7 protein-coding genes and 1 pseudogene are annotated in these 17,963 nt (G+C 76.4%); 6 read left to right on the forward strand and 2 right to left on the reverse strand.

All coding sequences use genetic code 11. The annotated features are described in order from the left end of the window. Window positions 1-125: 125 nt before the first annotated feature. From EBM89_RS14935 to EBM89_RS22620, 5 genes and pseudogenes are all read left to right on the forward strand, one after another. Window positions 126-2,039 (forward strand): glycosyl hydrolase, encoded by a 1,914-nt coding sequence (locus EBM89_RS14935; RefSeq protein ID WP_122150296.1) that lies wholly within the window; start codon window positions 126-128, stop codon window positions 2,037-2,039. A gap of 402 nt (window positions 2,040-2,441) precedes the next feature. Then, window positions 2,442-13,676, forward strand: a complete 11,235-nt coding sequence (locus EBM89_RS14940) for an IPT/TIG domain-containing protein (RefSeq protein WP_158609678.1) — start codon at window positions 2,442-2,444, stop codon at window positions 13,674-13,676. A 214-nt stretch (window positions 13,677-13,890) separates the two neighbouring features. Next, a complete protein-coding gene (locus tag EBM89_RS22555) occupies window positions 13,891-14,559 on the forward strand; it encodes an ArsR/SmtB family transcription factor (RefSeq protein WP_122150300.1) in 669 nt (222 codons plus the stop codon). An 80-nt stretch (window positions 14,560-14,639) separates the two neighbouring features. Further along, window positions 14,640-15,800 (forward strand): annotated as a pseudogene (locus EBM89_RS22615) (GAF domain-containing protein); the annotation flags it as partial. 87 nt (window positions 15,801-15,887) lie between these two features. Then, window positions 15,888-16,307 (forward strand): methyl-accepting chemotaxis protein, encoded by a 420-nt coding sequence (locus EBM89_RS22620; protein WP_233571766.1) that lies wholly within the window; start codon window positions 15,888-15,890, stop codon window positions 16,305-16,307. Window positions 16,308-16,329: 22 nt separating this feature from the next. Here EBM89_RS22620 and EBM89_RS14955 read toward each other — a convergent pair whose 3' ends face one another. Next, complete coding sequence (locus tag EBM89_RS14955) at window positions 16,330-16,920, reverse strand: M15 family metallopeptidase (protein WP_122150304.1); 591 nt, start codon at window positions 16,918-16,920, stop codon at window positions 16,330-16,332. Window positions 16,921-17,039: 119 nt separating this feature from the next. On the opposite strand from EBM89_RS14955, the gene EBM89_RS21340 reads away from it, so the two are divergent. Then, window positions 17,040-17,204 (forward strand): hypothetical protein, encoded by a 165-nt coding sequence (locus tag EBM89_RS21340; protein ID WP_158609679.1) that lies wholly within the window; start codon window positions 17,040-17,042, stop codon window positions 17,202-17,204. Between the two features lie 76 nt (window positions 17,205-17,280). Here EBM89_RS21340 and EBM89_RS14960 read toward each other — a convergent pair whose 3' ends face one another. Then, window positions 17,281-17,799, reverse strand: coding sequence for a hypothetical protein (locus EBM89_RS14960; RefSeq protein WP_122150306.1), 519 nt, complete (start codon window positions 17,797-17,799; stop codon window positions 17,281-17,283). Between the last annotated feature and the right edge of the window lie 164 nt (window positions 17,800-17,963).

Here is a 17,963-nt window from a genome sequence, read left to right on the forward strand (position 1 = left end):
CGCCGTCGACCGCTCCGCCCGCCGCGCGAGGCCGCACGCCCGCGCCCGGGGAGCCCGGTCGCACGTCCGCGTGCCCGACCACCGGGCCGCCGCCAGGGTGCGCCCGTCAGCAGGGGGACCGTCTCATGCCCGGCACGACCCGCACCACGCCCACCCGCAGCACCCGCAGCGCGCGCACCGTCCGGCGCACGACAGCCGTCGCCCTCGCCGCCGTGCTGGCGACCGGGGCCCCGACCGCCTCGGCCCTCGCGCCCCCCGCCACCGCACTCCCGGCCACCGCGACCCCGCCGACCGCGACCCCGACGACCCCGACGGCCCCGCCCACCGAGGCCCCCGGGTTCCGGCTCGGTGCGCACGTGGACCGGGGTGACGCGCCCGACGCCGCGGCGGCGGTGGGTCGGTTCGAGGACGCCCTGGGTCGCCGCCTGGACGTGCACCGCTGGTACTCCCGCTGGGACGACGTCCAGCCCGTCGCGCCCGTGGTGGCGTCGGTGGAGCGCGGCCGGACCCCGATGCTGTCCATCTGGCCCCGGCGCCTGGACGGCTCGGTGGTGCCCTGGTCCACCATCGCGTCGGGTGCCCTCGACGCGGAGATCCGGGCGCAGGCCGCCGGCGTCGCCGCGCTGGGCGTGCCGCTGTACCTCACGCTGCACCACGAGGCGGACATCGCGGAGGGCTGGGGGACCCCGGCGGAGTTCCGGGCCGCCTGGCGCCGGTACGTGCAGGTGTTCCGGGACGCGGGGGTCACGGACGTCCGGTGGACGTGGATCGTCACGCCGGGCAGCTTCGGCTCCGCGCCGTCGACGCCCGGCGCGGACGCGTTCTACCCCGGGGACGACGTCGTCGACCGGGTGGGGCTGGACGCGTACAACTGGTACGGCTGCGCGCCGGGCAAGCCCGCGGCGTGGCGGTCGCTGGCGGAGGTGGTCGGGCCGTTCCGGACGTGGGCGGCGGCGCGCGGGAAGGTGCCGGTGCTCGCGGAGTTCGGCACGGCCGTGGATCCCGCCGACCCGGGGCGGCGCGCGGCCTGGCTGGCGGACGCGGTGGCGTACCTCGGTGCGTGGCCCGCGCTGGACGTCGCGTCGTCGTTCGAGGGCACGGGGACGTGCCCGTGGGCGGTCGCGGGGTCCCCGGCGGCGCTCGGCGCGTACGCGGGCGCCGTCGCGGCGCCGGTGGCGAACGCGCGCCCGACGGCCTCGCTGCTGCCCTCGGCGACGCTGGGGGCGGCGCCCCTGACGGTGTCGTTCGACCTGTCCCGCAGCGCGGGCGGTGGCGCCGCGACCGGGTCGGGCGTCGTCCGGTGGTCCCTCGACCTGGGCGACGGCACCGTGCGCGGCGGCACCGGGCAGCCGGGGACCGTGGCGCACACCTACGCCGGCGGTGCGGCGACGGCGCGGCTGACGGTGGTGGACGCGGCGGGACGCACGGCGGTGGATCGGCGGACCGTGTCCGCGGCCGCGCCGCCGGTGGTGACGGCCGCCGAGCGGGACGTCACCGGGACCACCGCGGGGCTGCGCGCCTGGGTGGACCCGCGCGGGCTCGCGGCGACGGTGCGGCTGGCGTGGTCGGTCGACGGCGGCCCAGAGGTCGGGCGCGTCGAGCGCGCGGTCCCGGCGGCGACGTCGGCGCAGCCGGTGGCGCACGACCTCACCGGGCTGCGACCCGCGACGCGGTACCGGTGGACGGCGACCGCGACGACGGCGGCGGGCAGCACGTCCGTGACCCGGTCGTTCGACACCCCGGGCCCGCCGACGGTGCGGGCGCTCGCGGCCACGGGGGTGGGCCGGACCGACGCGACGGCGCAGCTGCGGGTGCACCCGCAGGGCCTGGACACCCGGGTGCGGGTGGAGTGGACGGCACCGTGGGGCGCGACCGGCCGGACGGCCGAGCAGGTGTTCGCTGCGGCCTCGTGGGAGCGCGCGGGCACGGCGGTGCTGACCGGGCTGGTGCCGGGGACGACGTACCGGTACCGCGTGGTGGCGGTCAACGCGGCGGGGACGGTGGCGGGTCCGGAGCAGGTGCTCACCACGGCACCGTGAGCCCGCGGCTGATTCGTCCAGCCGCGCCCAGCCGCGCCCGGCCTCGTCCGGCCTCGTCCGGCCTCGTCCGGCGCCGCCCAGCCTCGTCCGGCCCCGTCCGGACCCCGGTCTCGCGTTGCGGGGGTGTTGCGTGGTCCCCCGTTCGGAGCAATCCCCGGACGGTTCACTCGCTCATCGTGACCAACCTGTGACCCGATGCACCCGGATAACCGATGACCTGCGCAGTCGTGGGTGGAGGCGGAGCGCGCTTTCCCGAGGGATCCGTCCGGAGATGTCCGATTTCCGTCCTTATGCGCATCCGGGTGAACGCCGCCCTGAGTGGCCTGTGCTGCCAGCGTCCGGTGTGATGCGGCCCACAGGCATTCGTAGCGGCGCTGGCCGCATCGCACGGGGGTACGGATGATGACTGGTGCATGGGCGCGCGCCCGCAGGACGATCGCTGCCGCGGTGGCGGCCGTGCTGGCGTTCGGGGTGATTCTCTTCGCTCCGACGGCAGCGCAGGCCGCGCCGGGTGACGCGAGCGCGACGAGCGTCGCGATCAACCTCAACGCCGGGGTGAGCATCCCGCCGTTGGTGAACATCCCTCTGGTGAGCCTCACCGGCACGGTGGGCACCGCGGTGGCGCCCGCCGCGGGCGGGACGAGCCAGAGCGGGCTGCTGGGGGTGAACCTCTCCAACGTCCTCGGCGCCGCGTCCGCGACCGGCCAGGTCACCAACACCACGGCGACGCGCTCGGCGGCCGGGTCCTCGGCCACGTCCGAGGTCGCGGGCGTCAACGTCGGGCTGCTCGGCATCAACGCCGTCAGCACCGGCGTGGTGAGCGCCCAGGCCACCTGCACCACCGGCGCGCAGCCCACGGCGACCGCGAACGTCGCGGGCCTGCAGGTCCTCGGCCAGGCGGTGACGCTCAACGCCAACGCGGTGAACGTCCCCGCGATCAACGTCGACGTCGCGGGTCTGGTCGGCGCCCAGGTGGGCGCGGTCGTCCGCCAGGTCATCACCACCACCAGCACCACGGCGGCCTCCGCGGCGGTCGTGGTCGACCTGAACCTCTCCGCCAGCGCCCTCGGTATCCCGGTCAACGTGAACCTCGGCAGCATCCAGCTCGCCCAGGCCAGCTGCACCACCCCGAACGCCACCGTCACCGCGACCACCCCGACGTCGGGCCCGACGTCCGGCGGCACGTCCGTGACCATCACCGGCAACGGCCTGCAGAACGCCACCGGCGTCACCTTCGGCGGCACGGCGGCCACCATCACCGCCCAGCCCGCCGACGGCACCTCGCTGACCGTGACCGCCCCGCCGAGCGAGACCGCGGGCGCCGCCGCGATCACCGTCGCCCGGCCGACCGGCAACGTCTCCGCCGGCACCTTCACGTACGTCGCCCCGACGATCACCTCCGTGGCGCCACCGCAGGGCACGACGGCGGGCGGCACCTCGGTGACGATCACCGGGACGGGGCTGTCCGCGGCCACCGGCGTGACGTTCGGCGGCACGGCGGGCACCATCACGGGCCGCACCGCGACGACGCTCACCGTCACCACCCCGGCGCACGCCGCGGGCCCGGTCGCCGTCGCCGTGGTCCTGCCCGGCCTCGACGTCACGGCCGCCAACGCGTACACCTACGTCGTCCCGACGAACCCGACCGTCGCCACGATGACCCCGACCAGCGGTCCGGCCGCGGGCGGCACCTCGGTGACGATCACCGGCACCAACCTCGGCAACGTCTCGTCGGTGACCTTCGGCGGCACCGCCGGCACGATCACCGCGCAGTCGGCCACGTCGCTCACGGTGACCACCCCGCCGCACGCACCCGGGCCGTTCCCCGTCGTGCTGACCAACCCCGGCGGCTCCACCACCGCGGCCTCGCCGTTCACGTTCACCGACGACGGGTCGACCGCGACGCTCGGCACGCCCACCCCGGCGACCGTCCCGACCTCGGGCGGCACCACCGTGACCGTGTCCGGCACGGGTCTCGCGAACGTCACCGGCGTCACCGTCCGCGGCGTCCCCGCGACCAACGTGGTCGCGACCGGCACCTCGGTGACGTTCACGGTCCCCGCCACGGAGACCGCAGGCGCGGCGCCCGTCGTCCTGCAGTTCCCCGCGGGAAGGCGGACCACGACCACGGGCGTGACCTACGTCGCCCCGACCCTCACCGCGGTGACGCCGGCGTCCGGACCGGCGGCGGGCGGGCAGACCGTGACCCTCACCGGCACCGGCCTGTTCCCGCGGACCGCCGTCACCTTCGGCGGCGTCCCCGCGACGGTGACGGGCGCCGCGGCGGACGGCACCAGCCTCACCGTGACCACCCCGGCGCACGCGCCGGGTCCGGTCGGCGTCGTCGTGACGCTGCCCGGCGCGGACGCGAGCCTCGCCGCCGCGTACACCTACCAGGCGGACGGCACGGGCGTCACCGTCACCGGCATCGCCCCGGCGACCAGCCCGACCCGCGGCGCCGGCACGCTGACCGTCTCCGGGTCCGGGTTCACCGGGGCGACGTCGCTGCGGATCGGCACCCAGACGGTCCCCGCGACCGTCGGGGCGGGCGGCACCACGGTGTCCGCGACGATCCCGGCCTCCGAGACCGCGGGCTCCGTGCCCGTGACGATCGTGTTCCCGGCGGGCGAGACCACGGCGGGTGCCCTGGTCTACGTCGCGCCGACGCTGACCCTCGACCCGACGCAGGGCCCGACGACCGGCGGCACGCCGGTGACGATCACCGGCACCGGCCTCACCGGCGCGACCGGCGTGAGCTTCGGCGGCACCGCCGGGACCGGCCTGGTCGTCGACTCCGACACGCAGATCCGCGTCACCGCCCCGGCGCACGCCGCCGGTCCGGTGGACGTCGTGGTGACGTTGCCGGGTCTCGACGCGACCGCGACCGCGGGCTACGCGTACGTCACCCCGGGCACCGCCACGGTCTCGGCCGTGACCCCCGACTCCGGCCCGGTCGCGGGCGGCACCTCGGTGACGCTGACCGGCACGGGGCTGGGGACCGTCACCGCCGTGACCTTCGACGGCGTCCCGGCGACGATCCAGCCGGGCGGCACCGCGACGTCGCTGACCGTGACCACCCCGCCGCACGCGGCCGGGCCGGTCCCGATCACGATCACGAACGCGGGCGGCACGAGCACGCTGCCCGCCGGGTTCACCTACCTCGGCGACGGCACCGGCGTCACGGTCGCCACGCTCACCCCCGGCACCGTGCCCACCGCGGGCGGCACCACCGTCACGGTCACCGGCACCGGGTTCACCGGCGCGACGGGCGTGACCGTGCGGGGCGCGGCGGCGAGCGACGTGGTCGTCGGTGCGGGCGGGACGTCGCTGACGTTCACCGTCCCGCCGAGCGAGACCGCGGGCGCGGCCCCGGTCGTCCTGCAGTTCCCGCTCGGCACCGCCGCGGCCGGGAACCTCACCTACCAGGCCCCCTCGCTGACGTCGGTCGCGCCCCCGCAGGGCCCGACCTCCGGGGGGACCACCGTCACGCTGACCGGTACCGGCATCGAGGCCGCCACCGGCGTGACGTTCGGCGGGATCCCCGCCACCGCCCTGACCGTCGTCGGTCCGGGCCAGATCACGGTGACGGCGCCCGCGCAGGGGGCGGGCGCCGTCCCGGTCCAGGTCACGCTCCCGGGGCTCGACCCCGCGGCGGGGACCTACACGTACCTCGCCGACGGAGCGAACGCGACGGTCACCTCGGTGACCCCCGCGCAGCTGCCGACCTCCGGCGGCACGATCACGATCTCGGGCACCAACCTCGGTGCGGCGACCGGCGTCACCGTCGGTGGCGTCCCGCTGACCGGGGTCACCGTCGCCGCCGGCACGATCACCGGCACCGTCCCGCCGAGCGAGACCGGCGGTCCGCGCCCCGTGGTGGTCCAGTTCCCGGCGGGCACCGTCCCGGCGGGCACGGTCACCCTGCTCGCGCCGACGATCACGGCCCTGACGCCGAACTGGGGCGTGAGCTCCGGCGGCAACTCGGTCACGATCACCGGCACCAACCTCGGCGCGGCCACCGCCGTGACGTTCGACGGGGTCGCCGCGCCCATCACGGCGTCGTCCCCGACGTCCCTGACGGTCACGGTCCCCGCCGGGACGCACGGCCCGGCCGACGTGCTGGTCACGCTGCCCGGCGCCGACGCGGCGCTCGCGGCCGGCTACACCTACCTGGACGACGGCTCGGAGGCCGAGGTCACGGGCCTGACTCCGACCGAGGTCCCGACCACCGGCGGCACCACCGTCACGATCACCGGCACCGGCCTCGACGCCGTCACGGGCGTCACCATCGGCGGCATCCCGGCCGCGAACGTGGTGGTCGGCCCCGGCGGCACCACGGTCACCGCGACCACCCCGCCGTCCGACGTCCCGGGTGCCGCCACCGTGACCCTGACCTTCGAGGCGGGCACCGTCGTCGCCGGGACGCTGATCTACGTGCCGCCGACCATCACCGGGGTCACGCCCGACGACGGACCCGCGGCGGGCGGGACGTCCGTGACGCTGACCGGCACCGGGTTCACCGGCGCCAGCCAGGTCCTGTTCGACGGCGTCCCCGGCACCATCACGGCGGTCGCCCCGGGCGGCACCGGCATCACGGTGACCACCCCGGCGCACGCGCCCGGCCCGGTCCCCGTCACGGTCGTCCTCACGGGCACCGACGCGACGCTGGCCGACGGGTTCACGTACCTGGCGGACGGCACCGGCGCGACCGTCACCGGCATCGCCCCGACCACCGTCCCGACCGGCGGCGGCACCGTGACGGTGTCCGGCACCGGCCTGGGCCCGGTCACGGGCGTCACCGTCGGCGGCGAGCCCGCGACCGTGGTCGACGTCGCCCCCGACGGCACCAGCGTGACCGTCGCGGTCCCCGCGACCGAGACCGCCGGTCCCGCCGACGTCGTGCTGCAGTTCCCCGGCGGCGAGCTGCCCGCCGGTGCGATCACCTACGCCGCGCCGACCGTCGCGACGCTCGACCCTGCCAGCGGCGTCGCCGCGGGCGGCGAGACCGTCACCCTGACCGGCACGGGTCTGGCGGGTGCCACCGAGGTCACCTTCGGCGGCGTCCCCGCGACCATCGTCGAGGTCGACCCCGACGGGCTGTTCATCACGGTGACCACCCCGGCCGGTGCCCCCGGCCCCGTGGACGTCGCGGTGACCCTGCCCGGTCTGGACGCCGCGCTCGCCGACGGCTTCACCTACCTGGACGACGGCTCCGGGGCGGACGTCACCGGGATCACCCCGGCGACCACGCCCACCGCGGGCGGCGGCACGATCACCGTCACGGGCACCGGCCTGGCCGGGGTCACCGGCCTGACCGTCGGCGGCAACGCCGCGACCGGCGTCGTGGCCGCTCCCGACGGCCTGTCCGTCACCGCGGTGATCCCGCCGTCGGAGACCGTCGGGACGGCCCCGGTCGTCCTGGTCTTCCCGGAGGGCACCGTCCCCGCGGGCAGCCTCGAGTACGTCGGCCCGACCGTCACGGCCGTCACCCCGGCCACCGGGAGCGCGGCGGGTGGCACCGAGGTCACCATCACGGGCACCGGCCTGGCGGGCGCCACCGGCGTCCTGTTCGGCGGGGTCCCCGGCGCCGGCGTCACCTCGACGCCCGACGGCACCTCGGTGACCGTGTGGACCCCGGCCGGCACGGAGGGCACGACCGTGCCCGTGACCGTGCAGCTGCCGGGCCTGGACGTCACCGAGCCCGCCGCGTACACCTACGAGGCGGACGGCACCGGCGCCACGGTCGACGACATGACGCCGACGACCAGCCCCAGCACCGGCGGGGGCACGCTGACCATCACCGGCTCGGGCTTCACCGGCGCGGACGCGGTCGAGATCGGCGGCGAGCCCGTCCCGTTCGACCTCGTGTCCGACTCGGAGATCACGCTGACCATCCCGCCGTCGGAGACGGCGGGTGCGCAGCCGGTCGTCATCGTCTACGACGGGGTGGGCACCGTGCTCGCAGGCACGCTCACCTACGTCGCCTCGACCGTCACCGCGGTGGCCCCGGCCACCGGCGGCGTCGCGGGCGGCACCGAGGTGACGCTCACGGGCACCGGCCTGGGTGCGGTGGAGTCCGTGCTGGTCGACGGGATCCCCGTCGCGGTCGACGCCGCCAGCGACACGACCCTGGTGTTCACCACCCCGGCGCACGCCGCCGGTCCGGTGGACGTCGTGCTCGTGCAGGACGGCGCCGACGTGACCCTGCCCGGCGCGTTCACCTACGTGCCGGACGGCACCGACGCGGACGTCACCGGGCTCGCCCCGACCGAGTCCCCGCTCGCGGGCGGCATCACCGCCACCATCACCGGCACCGACCTGGGTGGCGCCACCGGCGTCACCGTGGCCGGGGTCCCGGCGACCGACGTGGTGGTGTCCCCGGACGGCACCACGATCTCCTTCACCGTGCCGGAGGGCGAGGCCCTCGGCGACGCCCCGGTGCTGATCCAGTACCCGGTGGGCGAGGTCGCCGCCGGCACCCTCACCTACGTCGCCGACGGCAGCAGCTCCGACGTCACGTCCCTCGAGCCGCCCACCGGCGTCACGTCCGGGGGCACCGTGGTCACGATCGTCGGCACCGGGTTCACCGGCGCGACGGGCGTGACGTTCGGCGGCGTCCCGGGCACCGGGTTCGCCGTGGTCTCCGACGAGGAGATCACCGTCACCACCCCGGCCGCCGACGCCGCCGGTGCGGTCCCGGTCGTCATCGAGTTCCCCGAGGGCGAGCTCGCGGCGCCGGACTTCACCTACGAGGTCGCGACGGTGACGAGCATCCTGCCGGACGAGGGCCGGGAGGCCGGTGGCCAGCCGGTCACGCTCACCGGCACCGGCCTGCAGAACGTCACCGACGTCATCATCGGCGGCACCACCGTCGCGGTGACCTCCGCCTCGGAGACCACCGTGACCTTCACCGCCCCCGCGCACGCCCCGGGCGTGGTCGACCTGGTGCTCGTGCAGCCCGGCGCCGACCTGACCCTGCCTGACGCGTTCGAGTACCTGCGGGACGGCACCGGCGCGGTCGTGGACGGCCTGGCGCCCGAGGAGGTGCTGCTCGGCGGCGGCGCGACCGTCACGATCTCCGGCAGCGGCCTGCAGGGCGCGACCAGCGTGACCGTGGACGGCGTCGCGGCGACCGACGTGGTGTCGGCACCCGACGGCCTGACGATCACGTTCACCGTCCCGCCGGGCACCGCGCCCGGCACGGCACCCGTCGTCATCCAGTACCCGGCCGGTCCGGGCGTCCCCGCCGGTGACCTCACCTCCGTGGACGACGGCACGGCGAGCACCGTGGACGACCTCACGCCGACCACCAGCCCCACCGCGGGCGGCGGCACGCTCACCATCACGGGCACGAACCTCGAGGGCGTCATCGGCGTCACCGTGGGCGGCGTCCCGGCGACCGACCTGGCCGTCTCGGCGGGCACCGTCACGGTGACCATCCCGCCGGGCGACACCGCCGGCCCCGCCGACGTCGTGCTCCAGTTCCCCGCGGGCGAGGTCCCGGCGGGCACCCTGACCTACGAGGCCACCACGGTCGACGAGGTCGACCCGCCCGAGGGTCCCGGGGCGGGCGGCACGACCGTGACGCTCACCGGCGAGAACCTCGGGGCGGTCACGGAGGTCCTGGTCGACGGCGTGGGCGTGCCCGCGACGCCCGGCCCGGGCGGGCTCAGCCTGAGCTTCGTCACCCCGCCGCACGCCCCGGGCGCCGTGGACCTGGTCCTCGTGCAGCCCGGCGCGGACGTCACGCTCCCCGGCGGGTTCACCTACCTGGTCGACGGCTCGGACGCGGTGGTCGACGGCATCGACCCGAGCACCGTGCCCCTCGCGGGCGGCGTGCCGGTGGTCATCTCCGGCACCGGCCTGACCGGCGCGACCGGGGTGACCGTGGGCGGCGCCGACGTCGGACCGATCGAGGTCGCGCCCGACGGCACGTCCATCTCGTTCACCGCGCCCCCGGGCACCGCGGTCGGCACGGTCCCCGTGGCGATCGTCTACCCCGGCGGCACCGTCCCCGCGGGTGACCTCACCTACGCGGACGACGGCTCGGAGTCCGACGTCACGGGCATCGACCCGACGACGGCCCCGACCTCCGGCGGCGTCACGCTGACGATCACCGGATCCGGCCTGACCAACGCCACGGCCGTGACCGTCGGCGGCGTCACCGCGGACGACGTCGTGGTGGTGTCCGACACGGAGGTCACCGTGACCGTCCCGGCCGCCGACGCGGCGGGTGCCGTGCCCGTGGTGGTCGTGTTCCCGGAGGGCGAGGTGGCCGCGGGCGACCTCACCTACGTCGCGGCCACGGTCGACGACGTGGACCCGGCGCAGGGCCCGGCGGCGGGCGGCACGTCGGTGACGCTCACCGGCGAGAACCTGGGCGGCGTCACCGAGGTGCTGGTCGACGGGGTCAGCGTCCCGGCGGTCGCCACCGCGACCACGGTCACGTTCACCACCCCGGCGCACGCGCCGGGCGCGGTGGACCTGGTGCTCGTGCAGCCCGGCGTCGACGTCACGCTCCCCGGGGCGTTCACGTACCTCGCGGACGGCACCGGCGCCGTGGTCGACGGCCTCACGCCGGACACCGTCCCGCTCGCGGGCGGTCCGACCGTCACCATCGGCGGCACCGGGCTGACCGGTGCCACCGGGGTGACCGTGGGCGGCGGGGACGTGGGCCCGATCGTGGTCGCCCCCGACGGCACCTCCATCTCCTTCACCGCGCCCCCGGGCACGACGCCGGGCGCCGAGCCCGTCGTCATCACCTACCCGGCCGGTCCGGGCGTCCCCGCGGGCGACCTGACCTACGCCGACGACGGCTCGCAGTCCGAGGTCACCGACCTCGACCCCGAGACGTCGCCGACCTCGGGCGGGATCACCCTGACGATCACGGGCTCCGGCCTGACGAACGCCACCGGCGTGACCGTCGGCGGTGTGGACGCGACCGACTTCCTGGTCGTCTCCGACACCGAGATCACGGTGACCGTCCCGGCGGGTGCCGCGGGTCCCGCGGCCGTCGTGGTGGAGTTCCCCGAGGGCGAGCTCGACGCGGGCTCGATCACCTACCTCGCCGACGGCGCGGACGCCGTGGTGGACGGGCTCGACCCGACGACCGCGCCGCTCGCGGGCGGCACGACCATCACCATCGTCGGCACCGACCTGACCGGCGCGTCCGGGGTGACGGTCGGTGGCGAGGACGTCGGTCCGATCGTGGTCGCCCCCGACGGGACGTCCATCACCTTCACCGCCCCGCCGTCCACCACCACCGGCCCCGCGGCCGTGGTGATCCAGTACCCGGCCGGGACCACCGTGCCCGCCGGTGACCTGGAGTTCCTGGACGACGGCTCGCAGTCCGAGGTCACCGGCATCGCCCCGACCTCGGTCGGCACCGCCGGCGGGGTCGTGACGATCACCGGCTCGGGGTTCACCAACCTGCAGGACGTGCTCGTGCGCGGGGCCTCGGCGCCGGCGTTCACGATCGTCTCCGACACCGAGATCGAGGTGACCCTCCCGGCGACCGAGACCCCGGGCGCGGCACCGATCGGGCTGGTCTTCGAGACCGGTCCGGCCGTCCCGGCGGGCACCGTGACCTACGTGGCGTCCACGGTCACGGCGGTCAGCCCGGACGAGGTCGCCCAGTCCGGCGGTCAGACCGTCACGGTCACCGGCACCCGCCTCGGCGCGGTCACCGCGGTCCTGGTGGACGGGGTCAGCGTCCCGGCGACGCCGAACGGCGCGGGCACCAGCCTCACGTTCGTCGCCCCGGCGCACGCCCCCGGCGCGGTGGACCTGGTGCTCGTGCAGGCCGGCGCCGACGTCACCGTCACCGACGGCCTGACCTACCTGGCCGACGGCTCGGACGCGGTCGTCACGGGGCTGATCCCGGACACCGCGCCCCTCGCGGGCGGCACCCGGGTGACCATCACGGGCACCGGCCTGGTCGGCGCCTCCGGCGTCACCGTGGACGGCGTCCCGGCGACCGCCGTGGTCGTCGCCCCGGACGGCACGAGCATCGCGTTCACCGTCCCGGGGGCGGACGCGCCGGGAGCGGCCGCCGTGGCCGTCCAGTTCCCGGCCGGGTCCGACGTCCCCGCGGGCGAGATCGAGTACCTCGACGACGGGTCGGACAGCGCGATCACGTCGTGGTCGCCGGCGACGGCACCGACCTCCGGCGACCGACCGTTCACGCTCACGGGAACCGGTTTCCTCACCGTGCTCCGGGTGATGGTCCGGGACCAGCCGATGACCTGGTTCGACGTCTCCGACGACGGGACCACGATCACCGGCGCGCTGCCCCCCAGCGAGACCGGGGGCCCGGCGGCGGTGTGGCTCGAGTTCCCTGCGGGGGTCCGCTCGGTCGGCACCCTGGCGTACGCGGAGCCGGTCGTCACCACCGTGTCGCCCGCTCAGGGTCCCGTCGCCGGAGGGACGCTCGTGACCCTCACCGGCAGCGGTCTCGAGGCCGCCACGGCGGTGCTGTTCGACGGCGTGTCGGGCACCGACCTGACGGTCGTCCCGGGGGGCCTGACCGTGCGGAGCCCCGCGGGCGCCGCCGGCCTGGCGGACGTCCAGGTCGAGATCCCCGGGGCCGACGCCTGGAGCGTCGGCGGCTTCGGGTACGTCCCGCCGGGCGGTCCGTTCCTGGCCGGGCTCATCCCCGCCAGCGGCCCGACCGCGGGCGGCACCACGGTGACGATCACCGGCACCGGGCTCGACACGACCACCGCCGTCACCTTCGGCGGGGTCCCGGCCACCGTCGTCGGCACGCCGACGGCCACCCAGGTCGTCGTCGTGGTCCCGGCGCACGGTGCCGGACCGGTCCCGGTCGCCGTCACCAACGGCGCGGGCACCAGCACGCTGCCGAACGCGTACACCTACGTGGCCCCGGCCACCGGTCCGACGATGAGCGTCACGTACTACACGCCGCGCTTCGGCCCGACGACCGGTGGGCAGACGCTCGCCATCGGCGGCACCGGGTTCGTCCAGGGCCGCACGTCGGTCACCTTCGGCGGGGTCCCGGCGCAGTCCGTGACCGTGCTGTCCGACACCGCGCTCGTCGTGGTGACGCCGCCGCACGCCGAGGGGATCGTCCCCCTGGTCGTCGCGGTGGACGGGGTGGACGCGCAGTCGCTCGGCTACGAGTACGACGCCGTCGCGGCCCCGGTGCCCGGCGCACCGACCGTCGGCGGGGTCGACCCGTCCGAGCTGCCAGCCGCCGGCGGGGTGCCGGTGACGGTGGTCGGCACCGGGTTCGTCCCCGGTGACACCTCGGTGTTCGTCTGCGGGGTCCTGATCGACCCGAGCGCCGTCACCGTGGCGGCCGACGGCACGTCGCTGACGTTCACCGCACCGGCCTGCGGGCCGGGTACGACGGACCTCCTGGTGATCGCGCCCGGCGGTACCGTCGGCATCCCGGTGACGTACTTCGCCTCCGGTGTGCTGGCCGCGCCGGACGACCCGGCCGACGGCGCCGACGGCTCCGGCTCCGGGGTGCTGGCGACGACCGGCTCCGACATCGGCCGGGCGGCCCCGCGGTGGGCGCTCGCACTGGTGGTCGGGGGCGCCGGGCTGCTGGTGGTCCGCCAGGTCGTGGTCCGGCACCGGCGCCAGGTGGTCGCGGTGACGCTCCGCCAGGGGTGATCCCCGGGGGCTGCGCACCCGCACCCGCACCCGCACCCGCACCCGCACCCGCACCCGCACCCGCACCCGCACCCGGCTCCCGGCCGCGGGGGCGACCCCCGCCGAGGTGGTCAACCGTCCGGTTGACCACCTCGGCGGTTGCGTGCCACCCTCGCGAGGACCGCCGGACGGGTGACGCCACGGCCCCGCCCGCCCCCTCGCCGAAGGAGACCGCGTGCCCGCGCAGGACCCGCTGTCCCAGGTGTTCTCCGCGCTCGCGGACCCGCTGCGCCGGGACATCGTCGTGCGCCTCACCGCCGGGGACCTCACCGTCCGCGAGCTCGCCGAGCCCTACGACGTCACCACCCAGTCCGTGTCCAAGCACCTGCGCGTGCTGGAGGCCGCGGGGCTGGTCAGCCGGCGGCGCGAGGCGCAGCGCCGCCCCGTGCACCTCGAGGCCGAGGTGTTCGACCTCATGACCATGTGGATCGAGCGGAACCGGCGCGAGGCCGAGTTCCGGTACCGGCGGCTGGACGACGTGCTGCTGGTCGAGGGCGAGGACGCGGCCACCGGGGCGGCGACCACGGCGGGGGCCGGGGGAGTCGCCGGAGGTGCCGTCGTCGAGGAGGTCCGCGTCGTGCGGCGTGTGCGCCCCGAGGAGACCCCCGCCCCGGCGCCCGTCCCCGCGCCGGTGGATCCCGCGTCCGTCGTGGTGGAGACGCGCGTCGAGCGCGCTCCCGCCCGCGTCGACCGGGTCGTTGTCGAGGAGCGGGACACCGAGCCCCGCACGCTGCGGGTCAAGCGGGGTCGGGACCGGGTGTTCCAGCCGTGGGACCTGCAGTCCCGCGTCGTGGCGGCCGAGGACGTGGACGACCCCGACGGCGCGGACCCGCGGGAGCGCTGACCCCGAGAGCGCTGATCCCCGGGGGTGCTGGGCCCGCAGTCACGGAGCGGGTGTCACACCGGGTCGCAGCCCGCGCCCGGATGGGTGATCCGTCCGATTCACCCCGGAATGCCGGTGTGGTTCGCTCAGGCGGCACGCCCCCGCGCCGATCGGAGGGGGACGTGCGGGGACACCCCCTGCCCCGACCCGCGAGGAGCGCCGTGTTCACCCGCCACCGCCACCAGCCGACGACGCCTGCCGACCTGCTCGCCGAGTCGCGGGCCAACATCGACGCCGTCACGGCCGTCGTGCGGGCCCTCGCCGACGCCCACACCTCCGAGGCCGCCGTGCGCAACGCGCTCGAGGTCGTGCGCGAGCGGTTCGGCTGGTCGTACGGGTCCTACTGGCGGGTCGACGCCGACCACGCGCTGCACTTCGTCCAGGACTCCGGCGAGACGTCGGACGAGTTCCGGCAGGTCACCCGCACCGCCTCGTTCGCCGAGGGCGTCGGGCTGTCGGGCCGGGCGTGGCGGGAGCGGGACCTGGTGTTCGTGGCGGACCTGGGCGACCTCACCGACTGCGTCCGCGCTCCTGCCGCGCAGCGCTCCGGCGTGCGGTCCGGCGTGTGCTTCCCGCTGACCGAGGACGGCGTCGTCACCGGCACGATGGACTTCTTCACCACCGAGACCCTGGACCCGTCGCCGCAGCGGCTGGAGACGCTGCGCAGCATCGGTGTGCTGGTGTCGCAGGCGATCGAGCGGGTGGCCGCCGCCGAGCTGCACGCCGACGCCACGCAGGACATCGAGGCGGTGAACCGGGTCATCCACGAGGTGACCAGCGCGCCGTCCGCGCCGGAGGCGCTGTCCCGCGCGCTGGAGGCGATCCGGCTGGGCTTCGACTGGGCCTACGCGTCCTACTGGGCGATCGACGAGGGCGACCGCGCGCTGCACTTCGTCCAGGAGTCCGGCGACGCGGGCGAGGAGTTCCGCGAGGTCACCCGGCGCGCGTCGTTCCGCGAGGGCGTCGGCCTGGCCGGTCGCGCGTGGCGGGCCCGTGACCTGGTGTTCGTCGCCGACCTCGGCGAGCTCACCGACTGCGTGCGGGCCCCCGCCGCGCAGCGGGTCGGCGTGAAGTCCGGCGTCTGCCTGCCGATCCTGGTCGACGGCCAGGTGACCGGGACCATGGACTTCTTCGCGACCGAGACGCTCGAGCTCGCGGACTCCCGCCGCGAGGCGCTGCGCAACACCGCGTTCCTGGTCGGCCAGGCCCTCGAGCGGCACGCCGCGTCGGGCCGGCTGCGCACCGCCGGCGAGGAGCTCGTGACGTCGATCCAGGAGGTCGAGCGCAACGTGCTCGCCGCGACCACCGTCGCGACCGACGGGCAGCGCATCGCCCAGGAGGCCAACGACGAGGTCGCGGGCCTGGGGGAGTCCAGCGCGCAGATCGGGCAGGTCGTCACCGTCATCCAGGGCATCGCCGCGCAGACCAACCTGCTCGCGCTCAACGCCACCATCGAGGCGGCGCGCGCGGGCGAGGCGGGCAAGGGCTTCGCGGTCGTGGCCGGGGAGGTCAAGGAGCTCGCGCGCGAGACCGCAGACGCCACCACCCAGGTCGGCGACAAGGTGCAGCGCATCCAGCAGCAGGTCGACGGGGTCATCACGTCGCTCGCCAAGATCGGCGGCGTGGTCGAGCGGATCAACGAGACGCAGCAGACGATCGGCGGGGTGCTGACCGAGCAGGTCGCGGTCACCAAGGCGATCCTCGGCTGAGCCTGCCCCGCGCGGGTCAGGGTCAGGGCTGGTACGCCCAGTGCCAGGGCTCGCGCGGGGTGTCCTCGACGAACCCGTAGCGGGCGCCGTTGGCCCGCATCCACGCCTGGGCGGTGTCGTCCAGGTCGAGGTCCACGGCCATGCCCCAGCCGTGGTCGCTGGTGCCCGGCACGGCGGCCAGGCCGCCCTGGGAGTACAGGCCCTTGCGGGCGGCCACGTCGACCTGCGACTCGTACGAGCGGTACGAGTCCGTGATGCCGATGGTGACGCCCTGCGCGGCGGCGTCCGCGCGCAGCCGGGTCAGCGAGTCGGCCGCCGGCGCCCACAGGCGGTGCCCGGTGCCGTCGACGGTCGCGAGCGCCTCGGCCGGGATCTTGCCGTTCCCGTACCCGGCGAGCTCGACGGGCACCCCGTCGGCGTTCACCTGCCCCGAGGACGCGGGCGCCGTGGGGGTGGACTCCGCGACCGCCGTCTGCAGCGCGTCCGCGAACGCGACGCCGCTGCTGCTCGTGCCGGTCGTGCGGCTCGGGGGGGCCAGCGACCCGATGGTCGACTGGATCGCGGCGATGCGCTGGCTGATCGCCGCGATGCCGTCGACGCTCCCGATGGTCATGGTCCGCCCTCCCGTGGTCCTCAGGTTCCCATCGGCCGGGGCGGCGCGGACCTGAGCGGGATCGCGACACGCGGGGGCCGGAGCGTGGCCGTGTCGGTGCCCGTGCGTACCGTCGAGACATGAGCAGCGGACGGCACGTGTGCCTCTGGTTCGACGACGCGGACGGCGTCGAGGTCCTGTGCGCCTGCGGGGCCCGCGCGGTCGCCGTGGTCGACGAGGAGTCCGGCGACGTGGTCCTCGCGGTGCTCGCGGCGGAGCGGTTCCCGCTCGCCGCCACCGCCTGACCGGCCCCCATCCGGCTCACCCGCCCCACCGACCCGCACCCGGGCCGGGACCCGAGAGCGGTCCCCGGGGACCGGGTCAGCCCACCGGGACGGTGCGGCGCTCCGGCGTGAACGCGTAGAGCGCGCCCTCGTGCTCGGAGACCCACCACGCGCCGCACATCACGGTCGACGCCTGCTCCTGCTCGACGGGCCACCAGTCCGCCCGCAGCGTCGACACGCTGCGGAAGTCCGCCGGGTCGCCGTCGGCCGGGTGCGGCGCGAGGGGACGCTCCGCCGACACCGGGACGCACTCGGGCGGCAGCGCGTCGAGCGACGCCCGCATCGTGACGATCCGCTCGTCGCCCCCGGGCCGGGTCTTGAGGCGCACCTCGTCGGCGTCGTCGGGCACCCAGGACGGCAGGTCGGCGTCCGACTTCGCCGCCGCCCCGGAGGAGTAGGTCGCGGTGGTGTCCTCCGCGGCCCCGGAGAAGCGGTCGGCGAGCGGCCCGGCGCACGCGCTCAGGGCGAGGACCACACCCGCGGCCGCCGCCAGGCCGCCGAGCGCCCGGCGCTCCGGGGTCCCGGCGGGGGTGCTGGTCAGCGGTGTCGTTCCCATGCCCTCGACGCTAGGCGGCGGTCCCGCGCCGCCGCGTCGGCCGCCGGGCCGGTCCCGGGCGGTGCCGCCTCCACCCGAGGGTGGACCCGGTCTCAACCCGAGGGCGGTGCGGCGGGGAGCGCCGCGAGCCGGGTGCGCAGGGCGGCGAGCGCCGCGGGACGGGC

The organism is Cellulomonas triticagri (assembly GCF_003696205.1).
GTDB lineage: Bacteria > Actinomycetota > Actinomycetes > Actinomycetales > Cellulomonadaceae > Cellulomonas > Cellulomonas triticagri.